Origin of the sequence: Pseudorhodoferax sp. (genome assembly GCF_047601025.1) — a bacterium.
Classification (GTDB): Bacteria; Pseudomonadota; Gammaproteobacteria; order Burkholderiales; family Burkholderiaceae_C; genus Pseudorhodoferax.
On sequence record NZ_JASGJZ010000001.1, the window covers coordinates 3123333 to 3145337 of the forward strand.

19 protein-coding genes are annotated in these 22005 nt (G+C 70.5%); 8 read left to right on the top strand and 11 right to left on the bottom strand.

The features are described from left to right. Positions 1-16 precede the first annotated feature (16 nt). From ubiB to QM782_RS14720, 6 genes are all read right to left on the bottom strand, one after another. Positions 17-1582, bottom strand: a complete 1566-nt coding sequence (ubiB, locus tag QM782_RS14695; RefSeq protein WP_415203648.1) for a ubiquinone biosynthesis regulatory protein kinase UbiB — start codon at positions 1580-1582, stop codon at positions 17-19. Continuing rightward, positions 1579-2112, bottom strand: a complete 534-nt coding sequence (locus QM782_RS14700; protein WP_415203649.1) for an SCP2 sterol-binding domain-containing protein — start codon at positions 2110-2112, stop codon at positions 1579-1581. The genes ubiB and QM782_RS14700 overlap by 4 nt, the downstream gene beginning before the upstream one ends. Before the next feature lie 74 nt (positions 2113-2186). After that, positions 2187-3200: a Tim44 domain-containing protein gene (locus tag QM782_RS14705; RefSeq protein ID WP_415203650.1), complete on the bottom strand. Its 1014-nt coding sequence runs from the start codon at positions 3198-3200 to the stop codon at positions 2187-2189. A gap of 43 nt (positions 3201-3243) precedes the next feature. Further along, on the bottom strand, positions 3244-3975 hold the full coding sequence (ubiE, locus tag QM782_RS14710; protein ID WP_415203651.1) for a bifunctional demethylmenaquinone methyltransferase/2-methoxy-6-polyprenyl-1,4-benzoquinol methylase UbiE: 732 nt from the start codon (positions 3973-3975) through the stop codon (positions 3244-3246). A gap of 101 nt (positions 3976-4076) precedes the next feature. Then, positions 4077-4478, bottom strand: a complete 402-nt coding sequence (locus QM782_RS14715; RefSeq protein WP_415203652.1) for a gamma-butyrobetaine hydroxylase-like domain-containing protein — start codon at positions 4476-4478, stop codon at positions 4077-4079. 2 nt (positions 4479-4480) lie between these two features. Further along, complete coding sequence (locus QM782_RS14720) at positions 4481-8332, bottom strand: DUF3683 domain-containing protein (protein ID WP_415203653.1); 3852 nt, start codon at positions 8330-8332, stop codon at positions 4481-4483. Positions 8333-8517: 185 nt separating this feature from the next. Between QM782_RS14720 and ugpB the strand changes: the two genes are divergently transcribed. From ugpB to ugpQ, 5 genes are read left to right on the top strand one after another with little or no spacing between them, the layout of a single operon-like run. Then, positions 8518-9825: a sn-glycerol-3-phosphate ABC transporter substrate-binding protein UgpB gene (ugpB, locus tag QM782_RS14725; RefSeq protein ID WP_415203654.1), complete on the top strand. Its 1308-nt coding sequence runs from the start codon at positions 8518-8520 to the stop codon at positions 9823-9825. Between the two features lie 41 nt (positions 9826-9866). Further along, positions 9867-10748 carry a sn-glycerol-3-phosphate ABC transporter permease UgpA gene (gene ugpA / locus QM782_RS14730; RefSeq protein ID WP_415203655.1) on the top strand — a complete coding sequence of 294 codons (882 nt, stop codon included), beginning with the start codon at positions 9867-9869 and terminating at the stop codon, positions 10746-10748. Positions 10749-10751: 3 nt separating this feature from the next. After that, positions 10752-11603 carry a sn-glycerol-3-phosphate ABC transporter permease UgpE gene (gene ugpE / locus QM782_RS14735; protein WP_415203656.1) on the top strand — a complete coding sequence of 284 codons (852 nt, stop codon included), beginning with the start codon at positions 10752-10754 and terminating at the stop codon, positions 11601-11603. Between the two features lie 6 nt (positions 11604-11609). Then, positions 11610-12617, top strand: coding sequence for a sn-glycerol-3-phosphate ABC transporter ATP-binding protein UgpC (ugpC, locus tag QM782_RS14740; RefSeq protein ID WP_415203657.1), 1008 nt, complete (start codon positions 11610-11612; stop codon positions 12615-12617). Then, positions 12614-13372 (top strand): glycerophosphodiester phosphodiesterase, encoded by a 759-nt coding sequence (gene ugpQ, locus QM782_RS14745; RefSeq protein ID WP_415203658.1) that lies wholly within the window; start codon positions 12614-12616, stop codon positions 13370-13372. The genes ugpC and ugpQ overlap by 4 nt, the downstream gene beginning before the upstream one ends. A 231-nt stretch (positions 13373-13603) precedes the next feature. On the opposite strand, the gene QM782_RS14750 is transcribed toward ugpQ, so the two are convergent. The 5 genes from QM782_RS14750 to QM782_RS14770 all read right to left on the bottom strand — a co-directional run bounded on the left by QM782_RS14750 (position 13604) and on the right by QM782_RS14770 (position 18343). After that, positions 13604-14164: a hypothetical protein gene (locus QM782_RS14750; protein WP_415203659.1), complete on the bottom strand. Its 561-nt coding sequence runs from the start codon at positions 14162-14164 to the stop codon at positions 13604-13606. A gap of 201 nt (positions 14165-14365) precedes the next feature. Further along, the gene (locus QM782_RS14755; RefSeq protein ID WP_415203660.1) at positions 14366-15415 is read right to left on the bottom strand and encodes a VWA domain-containing protein; all 1050 of its coding nucleotides are present in this window, start codon (positions 15413-15415) and stop codon (positions 14366-14368) included. Between the two features lie 20 nt (positions 15416-15435). Then, a complete protein-coding gene (locus tag QM782_RS14760; protein WP_415203661.1) occupies positions 15436-16416 on the bottom strand; it encodes a DUF58 domain-containing protein in 981 nt (326 codons plus the stop codon). Beyond that, positions 16397-17404: an AAA family ATPase gene (locus QM782_RS14765; protein WP_415203662.1), complete on the bottom strand. Its 1008-nt coding sequence runs from the start codon at positions 17402-17404 to the stop codon at positions 16397-16399. The genes QM782_RS14760 and QM782_RS14765 overlap by 20 nt, the downstream gene beginning before the upstream one ends. Before the next feature lie 30 nt (positions 17405-17434). Then, positions 17435-18343 (bottom strand): S1C family serine protease, encoded by a 909-nt coding sequence (locus tag QM782_RS14770; RefSeq protein ID WP_415203663.1) that lies wholly within the window; start codon positions 18341-18343, stop codon positions 17435-17437. 130 nt (positions 18344-18473) lie between these two features. Here QM782_RS14770 and QM782_RS14775 point away from each other — a divergent pair, with 130 nt between their 5' ends. The 3 genes from QM782_RS14775 to QM782_RS14785 are packed head-to-tail and all read left to right on the top strand — an operon-like array spanning position 18474 to position 21914. Continuing rightward, on the top strand, positions 18474-19361 hold the full coding sequence (locus tag QM782_RS14775) for a TatD family hydrolase (RefSeq protein WP_415203664.1): 888 nt from the start codon (positions 18474-18476) through the stop codon (positions 19359-19361). Further along, entirely contained in the window at positions 19345-20127 is a 783-nt protein-coding gene (locus QM782_RS14780; RefSeq protein ID WP_415203665.1) for a spermidine synthase, read from the top strand. The genes QM782_RS14775 and QM782_RS14780 overlap by 17 nt, the downstream gene beginning before the upstream one ends. After that, positions 20124-21914: a GspE/PulE family protein gene (locus QM782_RS14785; RefSeq protein WP_415203666.1), complete on the top strand. Its 1791-nt coding sequence runs from the start codon at positions 20124-20126 to the stop codon at positions 21912-21914. The genes QM782_RS14780 and QM782_RS14785 overlap by 4 nt, the downstream gene beginning before the upstream one ends. Positions 21915-22005 lie beyond the last annotated feature (91 nt).

Below are 22005 nucleotides of genomic sequence, written 5' to 3' on the forward strand. Positions count from 1 at the left end.
ATTATCGCCGTGCCGGTCAGAAGAACCGGACGCCCACGATCAGTTGCATGGCGAGCAGGCCGAATACAAAACCCATGCCAGCGTAGAGCAGCTTGTGCAGCCGCTGGTTGCTGCGCTTCTGCGCGGCCAGCAGCTCCAGCAGCTCGGCGCGGTGGTCGTCGGGCCGGCGGGCCAGGTAGTCGTGCAGCAGCCGTGGCAACTCGGGCACCAGCTTGGCGTAGCGCGGCGCCTCCTCGCGCAGGCGGCGCAGCAGCCCCCGCGGGCCGATCTGGTCCAGCATCCACTTCTCCAGGAAGGGCTTGGCCGTGGCCCACAGGTCCAGGTCCGGGTCCAGGTCGCGGCCCAGGCCCTCGATGTTCAGCAGCGTCTTCTGCAGCAGCACCAGCTGCGGCTGGATCTCCACATGGAAGCGGCGCGAGGTCTGGAACAGCCGCATCAGCACCATGCCCAGCGAAATCTCCTTCAGCGGCCGGTCGAAGTAGGGCTCGCAGACGGCGCGGATCGCCGCCTCCAGCTCGTCCACGCGGGTGCCGGGCGGCACCCAGCCTGATTCGATGTGCAGTTCGGCGACGCGCTTGTAGTCGCGCCGGAAGAAGGCCGTGAAGTTCTGCGCCAGGTATTCCTTGTCGAACTCGGTCAGCGTGCCGACGATGCCGAAGTCCAGCGAGATGTAGCGGCCGAAGGTCTCCGGCGCCAGGCTGACCTGGATGTTGCCGGGGTGCATGTCGGCGTGGAAGAAGCCGTCGCGGAACACCTGGGTGAAGAAGATCGTCACGCCGTCGCGCGCGAGCTTCTTCATGTCCACGCCGGCCTCGCGCAGGCGCGCGGTCTGGTTGATCGGCACGCCGGTCATGCGCTCCATCACGATCACGTCCGGCGCACAGTAGTCCCAGAACATCTCGGGGATCAGCACCAGGTCCAGCCCGTCCATGTTGCGGCGCAGCTGGGCGGCGCTGGAGGCCTCGCGCAGCAGGTCCAGCTCGTCGTGCAGGTACTTGTCGAACTCGCCGACCACGGCCAGCGGCTTCAGGCGCTTGGCCTCGGCCGAGGCGCGCTCGACCCAGGTGGCCAGCATGCGCATCAGCGCCAGGTCCTTCTCGATCGTGGCCAGCATGCCGGGGCGCAGTACCTTGACGGCGACCTCGCGGGCGTGGCCCTGGCGGTCGCGCAGCACCGCGAAGTGCACCTGCGCGATCGAGGCGCTGGCCACCGGCTCGCGCTCGAACTGCACGAAGATGCGGTCCAGCGGCTTGCGGAAGGCGCGCTCGATGGTGGCCACGGCCACTTCCGACGGGAACGGCGGCACGCGGTCCTGCAGCCGCGCCAGCTCGTCCGCGATGTCCGGCGGCAGCAGGTCGCGCCGCGTGGACATCACCTGGCCGAACTTCACGAACAGCGGGCCCAGCCGCTCCAGCGCCTCGCGCAGCCGCTGCCCGCGCGGCGCGCTCAGGTCGCGGCCGACCGACAGCAGCCGCGCCACGCGGTGCAGCCAGGGATGGTGGAAGGAGGACAGGACGAGTTCGTCCAGTCCGTAGCGAAGGGCGATCCAGGAGATGTAGGCGCCCCGGGCGAACTGCCTCACCGGGGCGCCTTCTTGCCGAACGCGACGAACTTGCGCAGCGCGGCCGACGCAGCGCGGCCGGCCTGGCCCAGTGCATGGGCCGGTGCGTCGCCGATCAGGCGCGAGAGGTCTTCCTCGATGTCCCAGCGCACGTGCTCGATCAGCCAGTTCACGTCGGCGGCGAGCTGCACGTCGCCCTCGATGCGGATGCCGGGCTTCTCGCCGCGCAGCGCGCCGCGGGCCAGCGCGGCGGGGGAGTCCTCGGCCACCGTGAGCGTGAGGTCCGGCACGGCCAGCGCGTCGGCCAGGTCCAGCAGGCCGGCCGGCGTGGCCTGCAGGTGCAGCGTGTACTGGCGCCACTGGAAGCGTACCGCGCGGCCGGCGTGGCGGGCCAGCCGTTCCATGGCCTGCTCCTCCTGCATCAGCACGTGGTTCAGCAGCAGCACCAGCCGGCGCTGGAATTCCTCGACGGCCCAGGCCGGCGGCTGCAGTGTCCGGCTCGCGCGGTCGAGCAGCTCGCCAAGAAAGGAGAAGGGGGACGATGTCGCCATGGTCCCCCGATTATTTCTCCAATTGACGGCCGGTCTGCGCCGCATCCGGCGGGCGCAGGGGCGTTCCGGTCATCTCATTGCAGGGCCTGCACGCCGGCCACGAGCCAGCCGACATGGCCGCTCTTGGGCTTGGTCATGTTCCAGACCTCGCGGAACGGGCTGGGTCCGGTCGACGGCTCCTCGCGGATCATGCCGGAGAACTCCACGCTGGCCATGTAGTCCTCGCCCAGGTCCTCGATGCCCAGCAGCTTGGCGTCCAGCATCACCACGTCGGTGCTGTTGGACTGGCCGCCGGTGTGCGCCTCGCGCTCGCGCAGCTGCGACTGCAGCTCGCCGACCATGGTGTCGGTCATCATCGCGCGCAGCGCGGGGATGTCGGCGCGGTCCCAGGCGGCCTGCAGCGTCACGAAGTTGCGCTTGGCAGCCGTCAGGAAGCCCTCGGTGTCGAAACCGGCCGGCACGCCCCAGTTCTGCGAGCCGCTCAGGCCCGAGCCGATCACGATGCCGGCGTTGCCGGCGCCGCCGCTGCCGGCGTCGAACAGGGTGCCGCGCTCCCAGGGGCGGGCCGAGGCATCGTTGCCGACGTTCTCGGGCCGGTAGCTGCGCGGCACCTGGGGCGCCTGCGGCGCGGCCGGACTGGCACCCTGGAACGCGAGCGGCCCGCGGCCGGCCGCCTGCGGCTGGGCGCCGCGGCGCATGCGCATCACCGCGCCGATGACCACCATGGCCACCAGGACCAGCAGCGCGATCAGCAGGAACTGGCCGAAGGCCTCGCCGAGGCCCAGCGAGGAGGCCAGCCAGGCCAGGCCCAGGCCGGCGGCCAGGCCGCCCAGCATGGCGCCCCAGGGGCGGCGGGGCGGCTGCTGCGGCGCCGCCGTGGCCGGCCCGGGCTGCTGCGCCCTGCTCGGCGCGGCGTTGTTGGCCGATTGCGCCGGCGCGGCCGGCGGCTGCGGCGTCGCCTCGCGCTGCGTCACGTTGCTCGACTGCTTGCCAATGGAGCGGCCGCCGCCCAGGCGGCGCTGGGCATCGGCGTCGGTGCCCAGCGTCAGCACCAGCGCGCCGGCCAGAATCGCGGTCCAGAGTTTCATCGAGGTCTCCTCGTCGTCGGTCAGGTCAAAAAAAGCGAGCGGGTCAGCACTTGATGCCGACGTGCAGGGCCACCAGGCCACCGGTCATGTTGTGATAGTCCACATGACCGAATCCCTGTGCCTGCATCAGGCCTTTGAGGGCCTGCTGGTCCGGGTGCATGCGGATGGATTCGGCCAGGTAGCGGTAGCTGGCATCGTCGCCGGCGACCAGCTGGCCCAGGCGCGGCAGCACCTTGAAGGAGTACCAGTCGTAGGCCTTCTCCAGCGGCTGCGCGACCTTGGAGAACTCCAGCACCAGCAGCTTGCCCCGGGGCTTGAGCACGCGGCACATCTCGGCCAGGGCCTGGTCTTTGTGCGTCATGTTGCGCAGGCCGAAGGCCACGCTCACCAGGTCGAAGCTGCCGTCGGCGAACGGCAGCGCCTCGGCGTCGCACACCATGCTGGGCACGACGATGCCGTCGTCCAGCAGGCGGTCGCGGCCGGTGCGCAGCATGGCCTCGTTGATGTCGGTGTGCACCACCAGGCCGCTCGGCCCGGCCTGGCGCGCGAACATGCGCGTCAGGTCGCCGGTGCCGGCGGCGATGTCGAGCACACGCTGGCCTGGGCGCACGTTGGCGACCAGCGCGGTGTAGCGCTTCCAGATGCGGTGCAGCCCCGCGGACATCAGGTCGTTCATCAGGTCGTACTTGGGCGCGACCGAATCGAACACCTGCCGCACGCGGCCGGCCTTCTCCGTCTCCTCGACGGTCTGGAAACCGAAATGGGTGGATGACATAAGCGGTCGATGCTAGGCGACAAGCGGTGTGCGCAGGACCACACCCCTGCCCCAGATCGGGGATTGCGTGGGGGTTTGCGCAACAGTCGTGCGCGGCGCGGTCAGTGGCTGCAGCCGTGGCCGGGCCGGGGCGGCATCGGGGCGTCGCGGTCCAGCCCGGACTCCCGCAGCCGGCGCTCGTAGTCTTCCCACAGCTGCGCCTGCTCGCGGCCCAGGAAGTACAGGTACTCCCAGGTGAAGATGCCGGAGCCGTGGCCGTCGGAGAACGCGGGCTGCACCGCGTAGTGGCCGACCGGCTCCAGCCCCAGCAGCGTGACCTCGCGCTTGCCGGTCTGCAGCACCTCCTGGCCCGGCCCGTGGCCCTGCACCTCGGCCGAGGGCGAGTACACGCGCATCAGCTCGAACGGGATGCGAAAGCGCGCGCCGTCGTCGAAGGCGATCTCCAGCACGCGCGACTGCCCGTGCACGGTGATCTCGGTGGGGCGGGAGGGCGTGGCGGCCATGGTCAGACCAGCACGCGCTCGATGCCGCCCTGGTTGGCCGCGGCCACGTAGTTCTGCATCCAGTCCTCGCCCAGCAGCTTGCGCGCCATCTCGACGACGATGTAGTCGGCTTCGAGCAGCCCGCTCTGCAGGTCGTCCTGGTAGCGCGACAGGCCCTGCAGGCAGCTCGGGCAACTGGTCAGGATCTTCAGGTCGCCCTGCGTGCCCTGGGCGCGCAGCGCCGTCTCGCTTTTGCGCAGCTCCTCCTGCTTGCGGAAGCGGATCTGCGTGGAGATGTCGGGTCGGGTCACGCCCAGCGTGCCGGACTCGCCGCAGCAGCGCTCGCTCTTCGCCACGCCGTCGCCCAGCAGCGCGCGCACGGTCTTCATCGGCTCGCGCTGCTTCATCGGCGTGTGGCAGGGGTCGTGGTAGAGGTAGGTGCCGGCCTGGCCCAGCGTGATGCCCTTTTCCAGCAGGTACTCGTGGATGTCGACGATGCGGCAGCCGGGGAAGATCTTGTCGAACTGGTAGCCCTGCAGCTGATCAAAGCAGGTGCCGCAGCTGACGACCACGGTCTTGATGTCCAGGTAGTTCAGCGTGTTGGCCACGCGGTGGAACAGCACCCGGTTGTCGGTGATGATCTTCTCGGCCTTGTCGAACTGGCCCGAGCCGCGTTGCGGGTAGCCGCAGCACAGGTAGCCCGGCGGCAGCACGGTCTGCACGCCAGCGTGCCACAGCATGGCCTGCGTGGCCAGCCCGACCTGGCTGAACAGCCGCTCCGAGCCGCAGCCGGGGAAATAGAACACCGCCTCCGAGTCCGCGCTCGTCGCCTTGGGGTCGCGGATGATGGGGACGTAGTCCTTGTCCTCGATGTCCAGCAGCGCGCGCGCGCTGCGCTTGGGCAGGCCGCCGGGCATCTTCTTGTTCACGAAGTGGATCACCTGCTCCTTGAGCGGGGCGGGGCCCACCGTGGCCGGCGGCGCGGCGGTCTGCGCCCTGGCCAGGCCCTTGAACAGGTCGTGCGCCAGGCGCTGGGCCTTGAAGCCCACGTCCACCATGGCCGTGCGCATGAACTTGATGGTCCGCGGGCTGGTCGCGTTCAGCATCAGCATCGCGGCCGCGTTGCCGGGCCGCAGGCTCTTCTTGCCCATCCTGCGCAGCAGGTTGCGCATGTTCATGGTCACGTCGCCGAAGTCGATCTTGACCGGGCAGGGCGTCAGGCACTTGTGGCAGACCGTGCAGTGGTCGGCCACGTCCTCGAACTCGGCCCAGTGCTTGATCGACACGCCGCGGCGCGTCTGCTCCTCGTACAGGAAGGCCTCGACCAGCAGCGAGGTCGCCAGGATCTTGTTGCGCGGGCTGTACAGCAGGTTGGCGCGCGGCACGTGCGTGGCGCAGACCGGCTTGCACTTGCCGCAGCGCAGGCAGTCCTTCACGCTGTGGGCGATGGCGCCGATGTCGGACTGCTGCAGGATCAGCGACTCGTGCCCCATCAGCCCGAAGCTCGGCGTGTAGGCATTGGTCAGGTCGGCCGGCAGGGCCGGGTCGCGCAGCAGCTTGCCCTTGTTGAAGCGGCCCTCGGGGTCCACGCGGCGCTTGTAGTCGGCGAACGGCCCGAGCTCGTTCTCGCCCAGGAATTCCAGCTTGGTGATGCCGATGCCGTGCTCGCCTGAGATCACGCCGTCCAGCGAGCGCGCCAGCGCCATGATGCGGGCCACGGCCTCGTGCGCGGTCTGCAGCATCTCGTAGTTGTCGCTGTTGACCGGGATGTTGGTGTGCACGTTGCCGTCGCCGGCGTGCATGTGCAGCGCGACCCAGACGCGGCCCTTGAGCACGCGCCGGTGGATGGCGCTGCATTCGGCCAGCAGCGGCCGGAAAGCCGCGCCCGGGAACAACTGCTGCAGCGGCGCGCGGATCTGCGCCTTCCAGCTCGCGCGCAGGCTGTGGTCCTGCAGCTGCGGAAACAGCGCGTCCACGTCGTGCAGCCAGCCCTGCCACTGCATGCGCACCTCGCGGATCAGCGCCACGGCCTGGGCCGCGCGGTCTTCCAGCAGCTCGGCCGTGGCGATCTCCGAGGCGTCGTCCTCCTTGCCCAGCGGCAGGTCGCCATTGCCGAAGAAGTCGAGCAGCGCATCGCACAGCGCCAGCTTGTTGCGCAGCGACAGCTCGATGTTGATGCGCTCGATGCCGTCGGTGTACTCGGCCATGCGCGGCAGCGGGATCACCACGTCCTCGTTGATCTTGAAGGCGTTGGTGTGGCGGCTGATGGCGGCCGTGCGCTTGCGGTCCAGCCAGAACTTCTTGCGCGCCTCCGGGCTGATGGCGACGAAGCCCTCGCCGCTGCGCGAGTTGGCCAGGCGCACGACCTCCGAGGTGGCGCGCGCCACGGCGTCCGCGTCGTCGCCGGCGATGTCGCCGAACAGCACCATCTTCGGCAGCCCGCCGCCGTGGCGCTTGGACTTGGTCGCGTAGCCCACGGCCTTCAGGTAGCGGTCGTCCAGGTGTTCCAGGCCCGCCAGCACCACGCCCGAGCGCTTCTGCTCGGCGAACATGAAGTCCTTGATCTCCACGATGCTGGGCACGGCGTCCCGGGCGTTGCCGAAGAACTCCAGGCACACGGTGCGCGTGTGCGCCGGCATGCGGTGCACGATCCAGCGCGCGCTGGTGATCAGGCCGTCGCAGCCTTCCTTCTGCACGCCGGGCAGGCCGGAGAGGAACTTGTCCGTGACGTCCTTGCCCAGCCCCTCCTTGCGGAACACGCGGCCCGGGATGTCCAGCCGCTCGGTGCGCATCAGCGTGCGGCCGTCGGGCTCGTAGGTCTTCAGCTCGAAGCTGGCCACCTCCACGTCGTGGATCTTGCCGAGGTTGTGGTCCAGGCGGGTGACTTCCAGCCACAGCGCCTGCGGCGTGACCATGCGCCAGGAGGCCAGGTTGTCCAGCGCCGTGCCCCACAGCACGGCCTTCTTGCCGCCGGCGTTCATCGCGATGTTGCCGCCGATGCAGGAGGCCTCGGCCGAGGTCGGGTCCACCGCGAACACGTAGCCGGCGCGCTCGGCCGCGTCGGCCACGCGCTGGGTGACCACGCCGGCCTCGGTCCAGATCGTGGCGACCGGCTGCTCCACGCCGGGCAGCGCGACCATCTGCACCTCGGTCATCGCCTCCAGCTTCTCGGTGTTGATGACGGCGCTGCGGCTGGTCAGCGGGATCGCGCCGCCGGTGTAGCCGGTGCCGCCGCCGCGCGGGATGATGGTCAGGCCCAGCGCGATGCAGGCCTTGACCAGCCTGGCCATCTCGGCCTCGGTGTCCGGCGTCAGCACCACGAACGGGTATTCCACGCGCCAGTCGGTCGCGTCGGTCACGTGGGCCACGCGGGCCATGCCGTCGAACTTGATGTTGTCCTTGGCCGTCAGCTTCTGCAGGCTGCGCCGGGCGCGCCGGCGCAGCGTGGCGATCTCGCCGAAGTCCGCGTCGAAGCGGGCCACGGCCTGGCGCGCCAGGCCCAGCAGCTCGCCGACCAGCGCGTCGCGTGCCGGGTCGGCCTGCGGCGTGCGGCGCGCCTCGGCCGCGGCCAGCCGGTGCTGCAGCGCCTGCACCAGCAGCGCGCGGCGCTTCGGGTTGTCCAGCAGGTCGTCCTGCAGGTAGGGATTGCGCTGCACCACCCAGATGTCGCCCAGCACCTCGTACAGCATGCGGGCCGAGCGGCCGGTGCGGCGCTCGCCGCGCAGCAACTGCACCAGCTCCCACGCGCGCGCGCCGAGCAGCCGCACCACGATCTCGCGGTCGGAGAACGAGGTGTAGTTGTACGGAATCTCGCGCAGGCGCTGCGTGTCCTCGCGCGGGGCCAGCAGCTGGTTCAGCGTGTTCGGGGCATTCATCGGGGGGTCGTGCTGGGGCCCGCCGGCCCGGCGCCGGCGGGCGTGGATGTTACCGCAGCGCAACAATCCTTGCCGTCCGCTCCGGCCCATGGAAAGCCCGCATGGGCGCGCGCCGGCCGCCGCGCTTAAATCGCCCCGTCACATCGCGGGGCTAGCCTGCCGTATTTCCTCACAAGGGAGTGTTCATGAAGAAGAGCTTTGTCCTGGCGGCGCTGGCCGCGGCCGTCGTCGCGCTGCCGGCCCGGGCCCAGACCGAGATCCAGTGGTGGCATGCCATGAGCGGGCCGCTCGGCGAATGGGTCAACGACCTGGCGAAGCAGTTCAACGCCAGCCAGAGCCAGTACAAGGTCGTGCCGACCTACAAGGGCCAGTACGACGAGACGCTGACGGCCGGCGTGGCCGCCTTCCGTTCCGGCAACGCGCCGCACATCCTGCAGGTGTTCGAGGTCGGCACCGCGACCATGATGGCGTCCAAGGGCGTGGTCAAGCCGGTCGGCGAGATCATGAAGGAGGCCGGCGCGAAGTTCGACCCCAACGCCTACATCTCCGCCGTGGCCGGCTACTACACGGCGCCGAACGGCCAGATGCTGAGCTTTCCGTTCAACAGCTCGACCACGGTGTTCTACTACAACAAGGACGCCTTCAAGGCCGCCGGGCTGAACCCGGACAAGGCGCCGTCCACCTGGCCCGAGGTCGTGGCCGCCGCCGCCAAGCTCAAGGCCAGCGGCCACAAGTGCCCGTTCACGACGAGCTGGATGAGTTGGACGCAGCTGGAGAGCTTCTCGACCTGGCACAACACGCTGTACGCGACGCTGGGCAACGGCTTCGGCGGCACGGCCACCCGGCTCGCCTTCAACTCGCCGCTGCACGTGCGGCACTTCGAGAACCTGGCCAACATGGCGCAGCAGGGCCTGTTCGTCTACAAGGGCCGCAACAACACGCCGGATGCGGCCTTCCCGGCCGGCGAGTGCGCGATGATGACCGGTTCCTCCGGCCTGTACGCGCGCGTGGCCAAGGATGCCAAGTTCGCCTACGGCATCGCGCCGCTGCCCTACTATCCCGACGTGCCCGGCGCCCCGCAGAACACCGTGATCGGCGGCGCCAGCCTGTGGGCCATCGGCGGCAAGAAGCCGGCCGAGTACAAGGGCGTGGCGGCCTTCTTCGGCTTCCTGTCCGATGCCCAGGTGCAGTCCGACAGCCACAAGCGCACCGGCTACCTGCCGGTCACGGTGGCGGCGTACGAGCTGACCGAGAAGTCCGGCTTCTACAAGCAGAACCCCGGCACCGACGTGGCCGTGACGCAGATGATCCGCAAGACCACCGACAAGTCGCGCGGCATCCGCCTGGGCAACTTCCTGCAGATCCGCACCATCGTGGACGAGGAGACCGAACAGGTCTGGGCCGGCAAGCAGAGCGCCAAGCAGGCGCTGGACAACGCCGTGAAGCGCGGCAACGAGCAGCTCGAGCGCTTCCAGCGCGCCACCAAGGGCTGATCGCAGGGAAGCGGCCGGCGTGAGCCGGCCGCCGCGCCGCCATGGAAAAACGCGTGCTGTTCCGCTCCGCCTGGCTGCCGTGGCTGCTGGTCGCGCCGCAGATGGTGGTGGTGCTGGTGTTCTTCTTCTGGCCGGCCAGCCAGGCCATCGTGCAGTCGCTGCAGACGGAGGACGCGTTCGGCACCTCCACCGTCTGGGTCGGGCTGGACAACTTCGCCGCGCTGTTCCAGGACGAGGCCTACCTGCAGTCCTTCAAGGTCACGGCGGTGTTCTCGGTGCTGGTGGCCGGCATCGGCATCGCGCTGTCGCTGGTGCTGGCCGTGTTCGCCGACCGCATCGTGCGCGGCGCGCTGGTCTACAAGACCTTCCTGATCATCCCCTACGCGGTCGCGCCGGCCGTGGCCGGCGTGCTGTGGGTGTTCATGTTCTCGCCGTCCATCGGCATCGTGGCCTACGGCCTGCGCCAGCTGGGTGTGGACTGGAACCACCTGCTGAACTCGGGCCAGGCGCTGGCGCTGATCGTGGTCGCCGCGGTCTGGAAGCAGATCTCCTACAACTTCCTGTTCTTCCTGGCGGGCCTGCAGTCCATCCCCAAGGCGCTGATCGAGGCCGCCGCGATCGACGGCGCCGGCCCGGTGCGCCGCTTCCTGACGATCCAGCTGCCGCTGTTGTCGCCGACCACCTTCTTCCTGCTGGTCATGAACGTGGTCTACGCCTTCTTCGACACCTTCGCGATCGTGCACGCGACCACCGAGGGCGGGCCCGGCCGCGACACCGCGATCCTGGTCTACAAGGTCTGGCACGACGGCTTCAAGGCGCTGGACCTGGGCGGCTCGGCCGCGCAGTCGGTGGTGCTGATGGCGATCGTGGTGGCGCTGACGGTGATCCAGTTCCGCTACGTCGAGAAGAAGGTCAACTACTGAACCATGGTCGAACGCCGCCCGCTGCTGACGCTGCTGTCCCACCTGGTGCTGGTGCTGGGCATCCTGATCGTCGCGTTCCCGATCTACCTGGCCTTCGTGGCCTCCACCCACACGCGCGAGGCGATCGTGCAGGTGCCGATGCCCATCGTGCCGGGCGGCCACCTGGCCGAGAACTACCTGGCCGCGCTGGCTGGCACCGGCTCCACCCAGGGCTCGGCGGCGCCGGTCGGCCGCATGATGTGGGTCAGCCTGGTCACGGCGCTGGTCATCGCGCTCGGCAAGATCGCGATCTCGCTGCTGTCGGCATTCGCGATCGTCTACTTCCGCTTCCCGTTCAGGAAGCTGGTGTTCTGGGCGATCTTCATCACGCTGATGCTGCCGGTGGAGGTGCGCATCCTGCCGACCTACAAGATCGTCTCCGACCTGGGCATGCTGAACAGCTACGCCGGCCTCACGGTGCCGCTGATCGCCTCGGCCACGGCGACCTTCCTGTTCCGCCAGTTCTTCCTGACGGTGCCGGACGAGCTGGTCGAGGCCGCGCGCATCGACGGCGCCGGGCCGATGCGCTTCTTCAAGGACGTGCTGGTGCCGCTGTCGCAGACCTCGGTCGCCGCGCTGTTCGTGATCCAGTTCATCTACGGCTGGAACCAGTACCTGTGGCCGCTGCTGGCCACCACCACCGAGGACATGTACCCCATCGTGATCGGCATCAAGCGCATGATCGCCAGCGGCGACGCCGCCACCGACTGGAACATCATCATGGCCACGGCCATCCTGGCGATGCTGCCACCGGCGCTGGTCGTCGTGCTGATGCAGCGCTGGTTCGTCAAGGGCCTGGTCGATACCGAGAAATAGGAACGCATGGCATCCATCTCGCTGCGCCGCGTCGTCAAGCGCTACGGCCACGGCGCCAAGGCCAACCAGGTCATCCACGGCGTCGACGCCGAGATCCGCGACGGCGAGTTCGTCGTCATCGTCGGCCCTTCGGGCTGCGGCAAGTCCACGCTGCTGCGCATGGTGGCCGGCCTGGAGGAAATCTCCGAAGGCGAGATCGCGATCGGCGCGCGCGTGGTCAACGACGTGGAGCCGGCCGAGCGCGACATCGCCATGGTGTTCCAGAACTACGCGCTGTACCCGCACATGACGAACTTCGAGAACATGGCCTACGGCCTGAAGATCGCCAAGGTGCCCAAGGACGAGATCCGCCGCCGCGTGGACAAGGCGGCGAAGATCCTGGAGCTCACGCACCTGCTGGAGCGCAAGCCGCGCGAGCTGTCCGGCGGCCAGCGCCAGCGCGTGGCCATGGGCCGGGCCATCGTGCGCCAGCCGCAGGTGTTCCTGTTCGACGAGCCCTTGTCCAACCTGGACGCCAAGCTGCGCGCGCAGACGCGCATCGAGATCCAGAAGCTGCACCGCGACCTGGGCATCACCAGCCTGTTCGTCACCCACGACCAGGTCGAGGCCATGACGCTGGCGCAGCGCATGATCGTGATGAACGCCGGCCACGTCGAGCAGTTCGGCACGCCCGAGGAGGTCTACCACCGGCCCGCGTCCACCTTCGTGGCCAGCTTCATCGGCTCGCCGCCGATGAACCTGCTGAGGAGTGTCCCCGGCGGCCAGGCCGGGCGCATCCTCGGCATCCGCCCCGAGCACATCGACGTGGTCGCGCAAGGCGGCTGGGAAATGCAGGTGCAGACCGTGGAACTGTTGGGCGCCGAGCGCCTGGTCTACGGCACCGTGGGCGGCGACGCCCTCATCGTGCGCATCGAGGAAGGCAAGCCGTCCCCGCAGCCCGGTGGCACGCTGCGCGTGCTGCCCCGGCCCGACCGGTTGCACTGGTTCCACGCCGAGACGGGCCAGCGCGCATGACCGACCTCGCCCCCTGGCCCTATCCCCGCTGGATCGCCCACCGCGGCGCAGGCAAGCTCGCGCCCGAGAACACGCTCAGTGCCTTCCGCCTGGGCGCCCGCCACGGCTACCGCATGTTCGAATGCGACGCCAAGCTTTCGCGCGACGGCGTGCTCTTCCTGATGCACGACACCGACCTGCAGCGCACCACCAACGCCCGGGGGACCGGCGGCGACCGCACCATGGGCGAACTGGCGCAGCTGGATGCGGGCAGTTGGCATTCGCGTGCCTACGCCGGCGAGCCCCTGCCCACGCTGGAGGCACTGGTTCGCTGGTGCCTGGCCAACCACCTGTGCCTGAACGTGGAGATCAAGCCCACGCCCGGCCAGGAAGCCGCCACCGGCCGCGCCGTCGGCGAACTGCTGGGCGCGCTCTGGCCCCAGGATGCCGTGCCGCCGCTCCTGAGCTCGTTCCAGCCCGCATCACTGGCCGGTGCGCGCGATACCGCGCCGCGACTGCCGCGTGCCCTGCTGGCGGACCGGCTGGCCGACGCCGCCGGCGACGTCGACCTGTGTACCGCGCTGAAGCTGGGCTGCATCGCCATGGTGCTCAACCATGCGCTGTGGAACACCCCGCTGGTCGCCAAGATGCACGGCGCCGGCCTGCGCTGCGCGAGCTACACCGTCAACGACGAACGGGCCGCGCGGCACCTGATCGCGTTGGGCACGGACAGCATCATCACCGACCGGGTGGACCTGTTTGCGCCCGGGGATTGATCCGTCGATGTCTCAGAAGGGGTGAATGGACCGATCGCGGCCACGACGGGGTGCGGCGGGCCGCAGGCGTAGGCGCAGGCCGCCCTGGCTGGTGCCAGGGCAAGGACTGCAACGCCCGCGTGCGGTCCGGCGTGCCCCGGCCCAAAGGGCGAGGCCCGAAAAGCGTCGGCGGTGCGAGAAGCAGGTGGTCATCGGGCTTCGCGTGGGCGTGAGCGGTTCGTTCACCCCTTCTCAGCCCAGCTGGCTGAGGCCCTGCTGCATCATCTTCTCGCCCGCCGCTGCCAGCCCCTGCACGGCACTGCCGGCCGCGTAGAGTTCCGCACCGATGGTCGCCAGCAAGATGCCGTTCGCCAGTTCATTCGGGTGGGGCGGCGGGTCGCCGCCGCCAATGGGACGGGGGCCCAGTTTGCGCAGTATCTCGGCGATCTTCTCGTGCAAGCGGCCCGTGCCGCACCATTCTTCGAAGTCCGCGATACGGCTCGCCACATGCTTGCCTGCGGCCTCGGCGCTCTCGCGCGGCAGTGCCGCGGTGAGATTGCCGAGCTGCACCACGCTGGCCACGAATTCCTGCGCGATCATGCGCGCCGCCACCTCCTGCGGCGGAAGCGGCTGTGGATTCAGCGCGATCGCGTCCAGCCGGCCGGCCAGGCGCCGGTACAGGCCGTAGGCGATGGGGCCGATGGGCCCCCGGGGATCGAAGTCAGGCCCACCCGGCGCAGGCATTGCCTGCGCCCCCCTGATGAATGCGGCCATGGCCTTGGGCGTGGTGACCACCCGGTTGGTTTTTTCCATGATGTGCTCCTTGGAACGGGAGCGGGCAGATTCGCTACTCCCGGTTCCATCGTAGTTTTCTGAAGAGCATTGGAAAGTGACCAAATTCATTCACCCTCTACCCGCTCGGGGCAGGATGCCGTAGCGCACAGGAGGGGCCGGGCAGCCGCGTGGAGCTGCTTCTGCCGGGCGTGTGGCCGGCACGCGCGGTGCCGCGCAGGTTCAGAGAATTCGGCCGAACCAGAGCAGCGACAGGCCGGCCGCGATCAGCGCCAGCAGGCCGCCGGCCAGCGCCAGCAGCGCCGAGACCTCGGTCTCTTTCTTCTCGACCATCAGCCGCGAGCCCAGCGTCTGGTAGACCTTGCGCAGGTTCTCGGCGGTGCCGGCGTAGAAGTATTCGCCCTGGGTGCGCGCGGCCACGGCCTTCAGCGTGTCCTCGTCCAGCCGCACGCGCATGGACCAGCCCTCGAAGCCGATGGTCTCGCCGTCCACGGTGCCGATGCCCACGGTGTAGACGCGCACGCCGCGGTCGGCCGCCATCTTGGCCGCCTCCAGCGTGTCCACGCCGGTGGTGCGCTGGCCGTCCGTCAGCAGGATGATGGCGGCCGAGTCGTAGGAGCCGGGCGCCACCGGCGTGAATTCCCGGTTCTCGCCGGCGGCCGCCGGCGCCCGGTCCAGCGGGCTGCCGCGCATGCGGTCGCGGCCGAAGGTCATGGCGCCCACGTCGATGCCGGCGTCGGGGAACAGCTCGGCCAGCGCGACCACGATGGCGCTGCCGATCGCGGTGGCGCGCTGCAGCTGGAACTTGTCGATGGCCTTGACCAGATCCTCGCGCGAGGTCGTGGCCGGCTGCACCACCTGGGCCGTGCCGGCGAAGGCGACGATGCCCACGCGCACGTGGCGCGGCAGCTCGGCGATGAAGGCCTTGGCCGCGTTCTGCGCGGCGACCAGGCGGTTGGGCTGCACGTCGGCCGCGCGCATGCTGCCCGAGACGTCCATGGCCAGGATGATGGTCTCCTGCTGCGAGGGCAGGCTGATCACGGCCATGGGCCGCGCGGCCGCCACGATCAGCGCGACCAGCGCCAGCAGGAACAGGAACGGCGGCAGATGCCGCTTGAGGCCCTGGCGCGCGCCCATGGCCTCGCGCACGATGGACAGGCTGGCGTAGCGCAGCGCGCCCTGGCGGCGGCGCCGGAGCAGCCACAGGTAGAACAGCAGCAGCGCCGGCACCAGCAGCAGCAGCCAGAGGAACTGGGGCCAGAGGAAGTTCATCGCACGCTCCCCGTGGACATTCACGCCGCCATGGCGCTGCGCAGGTGGGTGGGCAGTCCGCCGCCGGCGCCCGTCAGCCGGGCGCGGCGCCGGCGCAGGTCGGTGAAGCGCACGATGGCGTCGGCCAGGTCGTCGCCGGTGGACAGCTCCAGCGCATCGACGCCGGCGGTGGCCAGCGCCTGGCGCAGTTCGGCCTCGCGCTGGGCGGCGATGCGCGCGAAGCGCTTGCGGAAACCGGCGTCCGAGGTGTCGACCAGCAGTTGCTCGCCGGTCTCGGCGTCGCGGATCGGGATCAGGCCGAGGTCGGGCAGCTCCAGCTCCAGCGGGTCGAGCAGGCGCACGGCCAGTACCTCGTGGCGCTGCGCCAACTGGGCCAGCGGCCGTTCCCAGCCCGGCGCACTGATGAAGTCCGACACCACGAACACGGTGGCGCGCCGGCGCATCAGCGCGCCCGCGGCCTGCAGCAGCTCGTGCAGGTGGGTGATGCGGCCGCTCTCGCGCGGCTGGCCGGCGGCCGGCAGCATGCGGTGCAGGAGGTCGAGCACGTGCAGCCGGCTGGCCCGCGGCGGCAGCACCTGGTCCAGCCCGGTGCCGTACAGCATGGCGCCGACGCGGTTGCCGTGGCGCGTGAGCAGCCGCGCCAGCACGGCCACGAAGGCGGCCGAGACCTCGCGCTTCGGCTGCGCGCCCGAGCCGAAGTCCACCGAGGGCGAGAGGTCCAGCAGGAACCAGGCGGCCATCTCGCGGTCCTCGGTGAACACGCGTACGTGCGGCTGCTGCAGCCGGGCGGTGACGTTCCAGTCGATGTGGCGCACATCGTCGTGGTGCTGGTACTCGCGCAGGTCGGCCAGGTCCATGCCGGCGCCGCGCATCAGCGTGCGGTAGTCGCCCTGCAGCAGGCCGTCGAGCCGGCGCAGCACCGTCCATTCCAGCCGGCGCAGCAGCTGTTCGGCGCGGCCGGCCGGGGCGGGCGCGGCGGTTTCAGGCGGCGAGTTTTTCATGTTCCAGCGGCTTGGGCGGGGGCGGGATGCGGGCCATGATCCTGCCGATCAGCGCATCGGCGTCCATGCCTTCGGAGAGCGCCTCGTACGACAGCGCCACGCGGTGGCGCAGCACGTCGGGCACGAGGTCACGCATGTCCTCGGGCAGCGCGTAGCTGCGCCCGCGCAGCATGGCCAGCGCGCGGGCGCCTTCGGTCAGGCCGATGGTGGCGCGCGGGCTGGCCCCGAAGGTGATGAAGCGGCCGAGCTCCTTCAGCCCGTGGGCCTCGGGCCGGCGCGTGGCCGACACCAGCTTCACGGCGTACTGCACCAGCGAGGGATCGACGTAGACGCGCCGGCATTCCTGCTGCAGCGCGGCGAGCTGCACGGTCGTCGCCACCTGCGCGACCTGCACGGCCGGGCCGGTCACCCGCGTCACGATCACGAACTCCTCCTCGTCGGTCGGATAGTCCACCAGCACCTTCATCATGAAGCGGTCGACCTGGGCCTCGGGCAGCGGGTAGGTGCCCTCGGTCTCGATCGGGTTCTGCGTGGCCATGACCAGGAACGGCCGCGGCACCGGGTGCGTCTCGCCGGCGATCGTGACCTGGCGCTCCTGCATCACCTCCAGCAGCGCGCTCTGCACCTTGGCCGGCGCGCGGTTGATCTCGTCGGCCAGCAGCAGGTTCGCGAACACCGGGCCCAGGGCGGTCGTGAATTCACCGGTCTTCTGGTTGTAGATGCGGGTGCCGACCAGGTCGGCCGGCACCAGGTCGGGCGTGAACTGGATGCGCTTGAAGCGGCCCTGGATGGTGTCGGCCAGCGTCTTGACCGTCAGCGTCTTGGCCAGCCCCGGCACGCCTTCGACCAGCAGGTGGCCCTGCGCCAGCATCGCCACCATGACCCGTTCGAGGAAGCGGTCCTGCCCGACCACGACGCGCTTGACCTCGTACAGGATCTGCTCCATCAGCTGGGCGGTGTCGGTGCTCGGGGTGCTGGCGTCGCTCATGGGCGGAGTCCTCAATGGGGGGCGGGGTGGTCAGAAGGGGTGCAGGCCGACGGCGGAGGCGGCGTTCTCGATCGGCACGGCGAAGCCGATGCCGACGAAGGTGCGCTGCTGCGAGGGGTTCAGGATGGCAGTCACGATGCCGACCACGTGGCCGTCCATGGTGACCAGCGGGCCGCCGGAATTGCCGGGATTGGCCGCCGCGTCGAACTGGATCAGGTTGGTCATCATGTGCTTGCCCTCGGGCGAGCGGAACGAGCGGCCCAGGCCGGACACCACGCCGGCCGAGGCCGAGGGGCCGATGCCGAACGGAAAGCCCACGGCCAGCACCTGGTCGCCCGGCGCCAGGTCGTCGGTGGAGCGCATCGTGGCGGCGAGCAGGTCGTCCGGGATCTTGTGGGCCTGCAGCACGGCGAGGTCGTTCTCGGGCTGGGTGCCGGTCACGCTGGCCGTGGTCTCCAGCCCGTCCATGAAGGTGACCTTGATGGTCGGCGCGCCGGAGACGACGTGCAGGTTGGTCAGGATCGTGCCCTTGTCGACGATGACCACGCCGGTGCCGACGCCGAGTTCCTCTTCCTTGCCGTTCTTGCCCTTGCCGAAGCCCATCACGCGCACGACCGAGGGGATCACCGCGCCGTAGGCGCGCGTGGCGGGCGAGGGCAGTACCTTGTGTTCCAGCGTGTGCAGGACGGCGGCGTCGATGTCCTTCTGCGTCGGCAGGCGCGCCACCGGGCGCAGCGCCAGCGTGCCCGACGCCAGCGTGGCGGCGGCCAGCAGCACGATGGCGGCCCACAGCAGGCGCGGATCGCGCCGCCAGCGCCGCCGCCGGGCCGGGGCGGTGGTCTCGGCGGCGGCCGGGGGCGGGGGCGAGGGGGCCGCGGGCGCTTCTTCCGGCTGCGGCCGGGCCCGGGACGCACTGCTGTAAAGAGCCGGCCTACGCATCGGGAATCCCCTGTGATGGAACGTTGTACGGATCTACGCAACAACAGTACCACGGTTCATCCAGGCGCGCACCGCCCGTCCGGAGGGGCCACGGGCCCTGCCGGGGTGCACCGCGCGCTACAGTGGTGCCATGCCCTGGATCGACACGCATTGCCACCTGGATGCGCCCGAGTTCGGCCGGAACCATGCGCTGGCGCTGGCTGCGCGCCGGCTGGCGGCCGAGCGCGGCGTGGCGCTGTGCGTGTTGCCGGCCGTCGGCGCATGCGACTTCGATACCGTGCGCGCATTGGCCGCGCGCTGCGGCGACGCCTACGCGCTGGGCATCCACCCGCTGCTGGTGCCGCAGGCCGGCGAGGCCGACCTGGACCGGCTGGACGCGATGCTGGCGGCCCAGGCCGGCGACGCGCGCCTGGTGGCCGTCGGCGAGATCGGCGTGGACCTGTTCGCGCCGGAGCTGGCCGCGCCCGCGATGCGCGCGCGCCAGCTGTTCTTCTTCCGCCGCCAGCTGCAGTTGGCCCGCCGGCACGGCCTGCCGGTGATCGTGCACACGCGCCGCAGCGTGGACACGGTGCTGCGCCAGCTGCGCGAACTGGCGCCGGCCGGCGGCTGGCGGGGCATCGCCCATGCGTTCAACGGCAGCCTGCAGCAGGCACGGGCCATGCTGGCCCTGGGCCTGAAGCTGGGCTTCGGCGGCGCGATGACCTTCGACGCGGCCCGGCAGCTGCGTTTGCTGGCGGCGCGGCTGCCGCCGGACGCCATCGTGCTGGAGACCGACGCGCCCGACATTCCGCCGCAGTGGCTGTACGTGCGCGCGGCCGAGCGCGCCGCCGGCCGGCCGCAGGGCCTGAACACGCCGGCCGAGCTGCCGCGCATCGCCGCGACGCTGGCCGCGCTGCGCGGGCTGCCGCTGGCCGAGGTCCAGGCCGTCACCACGCGCAACGCGCTGGCCGCGCTGCCGCGGCTGGCCGCGCTGCTGCCGGCGCAGGCCACAATCGCGCCCGATGACCAAGACCGCTAGATCCACCGCGGCGCGGCGCGCCCGGACCGCGCTGCCCGAGGTGCAGTTCGCCGACGACGGCGTGGTGCGCACGCTGCACCTGGGCACCGAGTGGGTGCAGGGCTCGATGCTGGTCGACGCGCCCTTCGACATCGAGCTCGAATACGTGCAGCGCATGATGGCCTGGCTGCTGTTCGTGCCGCTGGACGGGCTGGGCGCGCGCCACGCCATGCAGCTGGGCCTGGGCGCGGCCGCGCTGACCAAGTTCTGCCACAAGCGGCTGCGCATGCGCACCACGGCGATCGAGCTGAACCCGCAGGTGATCGCGGCCTGCCGCGGCTGGTTCAAGCTGCCGCCGGACGACGCGCGGCTCACCGTGCGGCTGGCCGACGCGGCCCTGGCCGTGCAGGAGGCCGCGCTGCACGGCACGGTGGACGCACTGCAGGTCGACCTGTACGACGAGCAGGCCGCCTCCCCGGTGCTGGACAGCGCCGACTTCTACGCCGATTGCCGCCGCCTGCTGACCGACGACGGCGCGATGACGGTGAACCTGTTCGGCCGCACGTCCAGCTATGCGGCCAGCCTGCAGCGCATCGCCGAGGCCTTCGGCGAGCCGGCGGTCTGGGCCTTTCGCCCGACGCGCGAGGGCAACACCGTGGTGCTGGCCCAGCGCAGCGCCAGCCGCCCGCCGCGTGCCGCGCTGCTGGAGCAGGCGGCGCAGATCCAGGCCCGCTTCGGCCTGCCCGCGCCCAAGTGGCTGCGCGTGTTCAAGCCGGTGGTGCCATGACGGCGCGGCCGCCCGCGCCGCACGCCGGCCCGCTGACCTGGCGGCTGGTGGTGGACTGGCTGGCCGAGGACGGCGTCATCTCGGCCGAGGAGCGCCAGCGCACCGTGGCGCGCTGCTCGCAGGCCGAGAGCGCGCAGCCGGCGCTGGTGCGCCTGGCCAGCGTGGCCATGGCGCGCGCGCGCGACGGCAAGCCGCTGGACATCGAGATGCTGACCGAATGGCTGGCCGGCCGCGCCGGCCTGGCCTACCTGCGCATCGATCCGCTGAAGGTCGAGGTCGGCAAGGTGGCCGAGGCCATGAGCGCGGTCTACGCCGAGCGCCACAAGGTGCTGCCGCTGCAGATCGGCGCCGGCGAGATCGTGGTCGCCACGGCCGAGCCCTTCGTGACCGACTGGGTGGCCGAGGTCGAGCGCCAGTCGCGCCGCCGGGTGCACCGCGTGCTGGCCAATCCCCAGGACATCCAGCGCTACACGGCCGAATTCTTCGCGCTGGCCAAGTCCGTGCGGGCGGCCCAGAAGGCCGGCGCTAGCGCGGGGCTCGCCAGCTTCGAGCAACTGGTCGAGCTCGGCCGGTCCAACAAGACGCTGGACGCCAACGACCAGGGCGTGGTGCAGCTGGTGGACTGGCTGTGGCAGTACGCGTTCAACCAGCGCGCCAGCGACATCCACATGGAACCGCGGCGCGAGCAGGGCGTGATCCGCTTCCGCATCGACGGGGTGCTGCACACGGTCTACCAGATGCCCATGGGCGTCATGAACGCGATGGTCGCGCGCGTGAAGCTGCTCGGCCGCATGGACGTGGTGGAGCGGCGCCGGCCGCAGGACGGCCGCATCAAGACCCGCAACCCCCGGGGCGACGAGGTCGAGATGCGCCTGTCCACGCTGCCCACGGCCTTCGGCGAGAAGCTGGTCATGCGAATCTTCGACCCCGACACGGCCGTCAAGGACCTGGACGCGCTGGGCTTCACGCCGCACGATGCGGCGCGCTGGGAGTCGCTGGTGCGCCAGCCGCACGGCGTGATCCTGGTGACGGGGCCGACCGGCTCGGGCAAGACCACCACGCTGTATTCCACGCTCAAGCGCGTGGCGACCGAGGAACTGAACGTCAGCACCATCGAGGACCCGATCGAGATGATCGAGCCGGCGTTCAACCAGACCCAGGTGCAGCCGCAGTTGGACTTCGACTTCGCCGAGGGCCTGCGCGCACTGATGCGGCAGGACCCGGACGTGATCATGGTCGGTGAGATCCGCGACCTGCAGACGGCCGAGATGGCGGTGCAGGCCGCGCTGACCGGGCACCTGGTGTTTTCCACGCTGCACACCAACGACGCGCCCTCGGCGCTGACCCGGCTGATGGAGCTGGGCGTGCCCGCCTACCTGCTGAACGCGACCGTGCTGGGCGTGCTGGCGCAGCGGCTGGTGCGCACCCTGTGCCGCCATTGCCGCCAGCCCGACGAGTCGACGGGCGCCGAGGCGCTGAACCGCATGGTCCAGCCCTGGCGCATCAACGGCGGCTGCACGCCGTACCGGCCCGTGGGCTGCGTGGAATGCCGCATGACCGGCTTCATGGGCCGCATGGGCCTGTACGAACTGCTGACCGTCAGCGACGCGTTCCGCGAGCGCGTGCAGCAGGGCGGCACCCAGCTCGCCGCGCTGCGGCGCCAGGCCGTGGCCGACGGCATGCGCCCGCTGCGCCTGGCCGGTGCATTGCGCGTGGCCGAAGGCCTGACCACGCTGGCCGAGGTGCTCGGCGCCACGCCGCCGCTGGCGCACGCGGCCGGCGAGTAGCACCCGGATGCCGCCGTTGTCCGTAGGGTCTACGGGCAGCGGATGCGCTGCCGGGGGTGGTTTTCCTGTAGGTGGAATCCACATCCAGGGG